The sequence below is a fragment of the uncultured Salegentibacter sp. genome (genome assembly GCF_963972535.1).
In the GTDB taxonomy this organism is placed as follows: domain Bacteria; phylum Bacteroidota; class Bacteroidia; order Flavobacteriales; family Flavobacteriaceae; genus Salegentibacter.
The window spans coordinates 1-6,673 of sequence record NZ_CAXAVR010000130.1; the positions used below are offsets into that span (position 1 = coordinate 1).

The following is a 6,673-nucleotide window of genomic DNA, read 5'->3' on the forward strand; positions in this document are numbered from 1 at the left end:
CAAAGTGGTCTCCAGATAGTAAGAAAATAAGTTTTGTAGATAATGGGCGTAATCTATATGTGTTAAACATAGATTCTGGAAAAGTGACCAAAGTTTCCCAGGACAAAAGATATATCCCGGGAGTTTTTAGAGATCTTTTTGGTAGCTGGTCTCACGATTCTAATTGGATTAGTTATACCATAGTAACAGGCACCAGTTTTGAACAAGCCTATGTGTATTCGCTTTCAGAGGATAAATCCTATGCAATTTCCGATGGCTTTTCCAGCGTTTCAAGTCCGGTTTTTGATCCCAGCGGAAAATATCTTTATATGCTAGCTTCTACAGATGCCGGGCCGGTGGTAAATTGGTTTGATCAGTCTAATCAGGATATGGAAATGAGCAGTTCGATTTACCTGGTGACTTTGCAGAAGGATGTAGAATCTCCATTTGCCAGAGAAAATGATGTTGAAAAGATAGAGAAAGCAGAAAAAGAAGAAGAAAAAAAGAAGAAGGCAGAAGAAGAGGATAAAGAAGTGAAAGCTCCCGACTTGAAAATCGATTTCGATGGAATAGAAAACAGGATCGTAGATGTGCCGCTTCCCGCCGGTAAATATGCGAACCTAAGTTCTCCAAAGGAAGGAAATCTCTATTATTTAGCTTATCCTCCTCACGAACAGAATAAAGGCACCTTAAATATGTATGATCTTAAAGAAAGGGAGAATAAGGAGATAATGCCGGCCAGTTCTTACGAGATTTCTGCAAATGGCAAAAAAATACTTTATAAGGCAGAAGATAAATGGGGCATCGCTGAAATTGATAAAATTGAAGAAAAGCGAACGCTTAATACCGGCGATATTCAGGTTAAAATTGATCCAGTAGCCGAGTGGCCAAATATTTTTGATGAGGCCTGGCGAGTTAACCGGGACTACTTTTATGATCCCGGAATGCACGGCGTAGACTGGGATAAAATGAAAGAGAAATACGAACCTTTTATAGGAGATGTTACTTCCCGAAGCGATCTATACCGCGTAATGGAATGGATGTTTAGCGAACTTGGAGTGGGGCATCACCGTTTCTCGAGTAGAGGTGACAGGCTTCATTCTAAAGAATCTGTAAAAGGTGGTCTCCTGGGAGCAGATTTCAGCATAGAAAATGACAGGTATAGGTTTGAAAAAATCTATGGCGGACTCAATTGGAATCCTAATTTGCGTTCTCCACTAACCGAACCGGGAGTAGATGTGAAAGAAGGCGATTATCTTTTAGCAGTAGATGGCGAAGAGCTAAAGGCCAGTGATAATATATATAAGTTTTTTGAAAATACGGCGGGGAAAATAGTGATGCTCACCGTGGGTCCTAATCCTAATATGAAGAATTCAAGAAAAATTAAAGTAACTCCGGTTGAAAATGAAATTGCTTTAAGAAACCGTGATTGGATAGAAGGCAATATTCAAAAGGTGCACGAAGCTACCGATGGCCGCGTTGCCTATGTTTATGTGCCAAATACTGCCACGGAAGGACATGAGTACTTTAAACGCTACTTCTTCCCGCAGGCGAACAAGCAGGCGATTATTGTAGATGAACGTTTTAATGGCGGTGGGCAGTTAGCAGATTACGTTATAGATATCCTTAAAAAACCTGAGCAGGCACACTGGAGATTTCGCTATGGAAAGGATCTCAAATCGCCAAGTGCTTCTATTCAGGGACCAAAAGTGATGATTACCGATGAAACTGCCGGTTCGGGGGGAGATTACCTGCCGTGGATGTTTAGAAAATTTGATTTGGGTACTATCGTCGGGAAAACTACCTGGGGCGGCCTGGTAGGCGTTTTGGGTTATCCTGAATTTATAGATGGCGGCTCTGTTACTGCGCCAAATGTTGCTTTTTATACGGAAGAAGGCTTTAGTGTAGAAAACGAAGGAGTGGCACCTGATGTTGAGGTGGAACAATGGCCGGAAGAAGTTATAGAAGGGAGAGATCCTCAACTGGAAAAGGCTATTGAGATTGTGCTGAAACAGCTGGAGGAAAACCCGCCGAAAGAAGTGCCTTCCCCGGTATATCCTGATAAAACAGATAACTAATATTCTTTTGCGAATAATCTAAAATTTAGAAAGCGGGAATTTGGATTACCAGGTTTCTGTCTAAAAGCCTTATAAAAATGAATAAACTCACTTATTTAGTATTGCTGGCGATTACCCTGTCATCTTGTAAGAATAATGAAAGCAAAGTATACGACCTTGTTATTTATAATGCTCAAATTATAGATGTAGAGAGTGAAAGTCTAAGCAAAGGACAATCAATTTTTATTTCAGATGGTGAAATTGTTGAGGTTCGTGAAAGTATTGAGAATGAGAAATTTGTTGCCGATCGATTAATTGATGCCGAAGGAAAGTTTGTAATACCGGGACTATGGGATAACCACGTTCATTTTAGAGGGGGTGATACTTTGGTAGAAGAAAACAAAGACCTTCTACCACTTTTTTTAGCATACGGAATTACCACTGTACGCGATGCCGGTGGTGATATCACTCCGAGTGTAATGGAATGGAAAGATCAAATTGCTAATAGTGAATTAGATGGTCCCAGGATTTTTAGTTCGGGGCCCAAGCTGGATGGTGATAAACCGGCCTGGCCTGGGTCTATAAAAGTTTCAAATTCGAGCGATATTGGAGCTGCCTTAGATTCCCTGGAGAAATTAGATGTAGATTACGTAAAGACCTATGATGGAAATCTTTCCGCAGAAAATTATTACAATATCATTAAAGAAACTGAAAAACGTGGCCTAAAAATCACCGGCCATATGCCCATGAGCGCCGATTTCATGAAAGCGGTTTCGTTAGGTCTTGATGGTGCCGAGCATATGTATTATCCACTGAAAGCCTGTTCTCCTGCCGCCGATAGCCTTACTAAACTCGATCTTGGCTACGGAATGATAGAACCATTAATAGATACTTACGATCCCGAACTTGCAGCAGAGGTTTTCGCTAAAATGAGTGAGGAAAATGTGTATGTAACACCCACACTATATATCGGAAAAACCCTGGCGGAAATTTTGGATGTAGATCATCAGCAGGATTCGCTGTTAAATTATATTGGTCCCGGAATTCAAAAAACTTACCAGGACAGGGTAGAAGGAGCAAAACGAGCAAAAGCTTCCGGTAGTAAGATGCGGGAAAAAATGGAAGAAATAAGTGTGCGAATGATAGAACCCTTGCAAAATGCTGGCGTTAAGCTTTTAGCTGGTTCAGATTGTGGAGCCTTTAATTCTTATGTTTACCCCGGCGAATCTTTGCACGGGGAATTAAATGCCCTTTCTAGAGCAGGCTTAAGCAATGCCCAGGTTATAAAAACTTCTATAATTAACGGTCCTGAATTTCTGGATCTTGGAGATAAATATGGAAGTGTGAAAGAAGGAAAAGTAGCCGATATTTTAATTTTGGATGAAAATCCGCTGGAAAGTATCGATTATTTGAAAAAGATAAAAACTGTGATCAAAAGCGGTAAAGTCTATGATAGGGAAAAACTGAATACCATGTTAGAAAACTTACGCTAGTATTTTCTGATATACTTTTAGTTTTTCATCCGTAACTTGCAAAGAAAAAAGCCTCCTTGCCAAGATCCAAAAAATCATTAGAAGCCAATAAAGTTTCCTTTAAGGGAAGTTTCGACTCCCTAAAATTTGTACCGAGATTTTTTAAAGAAATCAGGAAGGTAAATCCCATGCTGTTTTACGCTAATTTATTGGCGAGAACGGTAAATGCTGTGTTGCCGGTAATTATTCTTATCGTTGGAAAATTGATTATTGATGAGGTAGTTTTACAAATTTCTGCTGAAACCAAAGACCTGGAAAGACTTTGGTGGCTTGTGGGTGCAGAATTCGGACTTGCGATTTTATCAGATTTAATGAGCAGGGCGATTAGTTTGACTGATGGTTTGTTGGGGGACCAATACAGTATTGATACTTCGGTTCGCATCATCAAAAAAACTTCAGAATTAAACCTGGACCAGCTGGAAGACGCCGAATTTTATGATAAACTGGAACGTGCCCGCCAGCAAACTACGGGTAGGGTTGGACTTATGTCTAATATTCTTACCCAGGCCGAAGATCTGGTGGTGATCTTTACATTACTTGCAGGGGTAGTCGCCTTTGAACCCTGGTTGATAATTTTACTTGTGGTTTCCGTAGTTCCTACAATTATAAATGAAATCAAATTTAGTGGCACCAGTTATTCCCTGGCCAGAAGCTGGACGCAAGAACGTCGGGAACTGGATTATTTGCGCTACGTAGGCGCCAGTGATGTAACGGCAAAAGAAGTAAAACTCTTCGGACTTTCAGATTACCTGGCAAACCGATTTAAAAACCTTTCCGACACTTATTATTTAATGAGTAAAAAATTGGCAAAACAGCGTGCCGGTTGGGGTTCAGTTTTTAACGTGATTGGTACAGGAGCCTATTATGGTGCTTATCTTTTAATCGTTTTTAGAACCGTAGCGGGAATTTTTACACTTGGTGATCTTACTTTCCTATCGGGTTCTTTTAACAGACTTCGATCTAAATTGCAGGGCTTTTTTACCCGCTTTACCGCAATTACCGAAAGTGCACTCTACCTTCAGGATTATTTTGAATTTCTGGACATTAAATATTCCGATGAAACTTCGGAAGAAAAATTACCGCTTCCAAAGAAAATTAAAAAAGGATTTAAATTTAAAAATGTCGGATTCAAATATCCTAAATCTGAAGCTTGGGTAGTTAGAAACATCAATTTCGATCTAAAAGCAGGAGAAAAACTGGCTTTTGTGGGAGAAAACGGCGCCGGGAAAACCACGCTTATCAAATTATTACTTCGGTTTTATGAACCTACTGAAGGAGAAATCCTATTAGATGATATTCCGGTTAAAGAATATAATCAATCCCAATATCAGCAATACTTCGGAGTGATTTTTCAGGATTTTGTAAAGTTTGAATTAACGCTTCGTGAAAATATTGCCATGGGCGAAATTGAAGAAATTGGTAATCAAAATCGAATTGACAGCGCTGCGCAAAAAAGTCTGGCGAACGAGGTGATTTCTGATATGCCGCGAGGTTACGACCAGCAATTAGGGAAACGCTTTAAGCAGGGAAAAGATCTTTCTGGCGGGCAGTGGCAAAAGATCGCGATTGCCCGTGCTTATATGAAAGATGCCGAAGTTTTAATTTTAGATGAACCAACTTCGGCTTTAGATGCAAGGGCAGAAACTGAAGCTTTTGACCGATTTATAAAATTAACCGAGGGGAAAACAGCGGTAATTATTTCGCATCGTTTCAGCACGGTTAGAATAGCCGATAGAATTATGGTTTTAAAAAACGGGGCCGTACTGGAAATTGGAACGCATCAAGAATTGATGAAAAACGATATGCTGTATGCCGAATTGTTCAACCTACAGGCGCAGGGTTATCAATAAGAAACCTTCAATATGAATTTAAACCACTACGCAATTTTTGGAACCAACTTTTCGGTAAAGGGAAAATTGATACAGCAGCTTTTAAAAGGAAATCCTCCCACGGAACTAAAAGAATTACAGAAAAAGAAAGGCCTGCTTTTTTCCGAATCAGTTTTAAATAAATTTATTGAAGAAGATTATAAACACGGGAACTCTGCTTTGATTTTGAATAAAAATCGTTCCTTACGAACTTTTTCCAGTGGGGAGAAACGAAAAGCTTTGCTACAATATTTACTCAGTCAGGAACCTGATTTTCTGGTGTTAGACAATCCTTTTGATAGTCTTGATAGAACTTCGGTATCTGATTTAAAGTTAAGCCTGCAGCGTATTTCTGAAACTACTGTAATTATTCAGCTCTTTAATCGAAAAGAAGATTTACTGCCTTTTGTAGATTCAATATTGAAAGTCGAAAATGAACAAATTGTCGAAATCTTTGAAGTTTCAGAATTCCAGGGAAATAATGAAACTAATTTTTCAGAAGTAAGAAATATTCCGCCGGCACCAGTAAAATTCCAGGGCGTGCCAGATATATTGGTGAAAATGAAAAATGTCTCAGTTTCTTATGAGGGAAAACCGGTTTTAGAAAATATTAGCTGGGAAATTAGAAAAGGTGATTTCTGGCAATTAACCGGGCCCAATGGTTCAGGGAAAACTACTTTGCTTTCTATGATTTACGGCGATAATCCCAAAGCCTATGGCGTAGACTTATACTTATTCGGAAATAAAAAAGGCAGTGGTGAAAGTGTATGGGAGATCAAGAAGAAAATCGGGTATTTCTCGCCTGCGCTTACCGAACTTTTTAACCGAAGAAATACTGTTTTGGAGATGCTTATTTCAGGTTTGGTAGATAGCGTAGGCTTATACCAAAAACCAGGTGATAGGGAAATCAGGTTAGCTAAAGAATGGCTAAAAACCTTGAATTTAGAAGATAAATCAGCTAAGATTTTTACTGAATTATCTGAACTTCATAAAAGAATGGTTCTTATTGGTAGGGCGATGATCAAGCATCCGCCTTTACTTATTTTAGACGAACCCACAACCTCCTTAGACGATAAAAGTGCGCTGCAAATCACTTCGCTCATTAATTTAATTGTCAGGGAAAGTACTACCGCGGTGATTTTTGTTTCGCATAGAAAAGAGAAAGGTCTGGAGCCAAAGGCCATTTACCATCTAATTCCATCAGAAAATGGATCTAAAGGGGAAATACTTGTAGAAT

4 protein-coding genes are annotated in these 6,673 nt (G+C 39.3%); all 4 read left to right on the forward strand.

From position 1 onward, the window contains the following. Positions 1-2,057 (forward strand): PDZ domain-containing protein (locus AACZ30_RS12225; protein WP_339649651.1); only part of this gene is annotated, 2,057 nt, incomplete at its 5' end. Between the two features lie 77 nt (positions 2,058-2,134). Beyond that, positions 2,135-3,529: an amidohydrolase family protein gene (locus tag AACZ30_RS12230; RefSeq protein WP_339649654.1), complete on the forward strand. Its 1,395-nt coding sequence runs from the start codon at positions 2,135-2,137 to the stop codon at positions 3,527-3,529. Positions 3,530-3,585: 56 nt separating this feature from the next. Further along, on the forward strand, positions 3,586-5,418 hold the full coding sequence (locus AACZ30_RS12235; RefSeq protein ID WP_339649656.1) for an ABC transporter ATP-binding protein: 1,833 nt from the start codon (positions 3,586-3,588) through the stop codon (positions 5,416-5,418). Between the two features lie 12 nt (positions 5,419-5,430). Continuing rightward, the coding region (locus AACZ30_RS12240) for an ATP-binding cassette domain-containing protein (RefSeq protein ID WP_339649658.1) at positions 5,431-6,673 on the forward strand (1,243 nt) is incomplete at its 3' end.

Bases quoted from the DNA above. Each gene is read 5' to 3' on its own strand.
- AACZ30_RS12230 (WP_339649654.1), top strand. From the start codon at position 2,135: ATGAATAAACTCACTTATTTAGTATTGCTGGCGATTACCCTGTCATCT.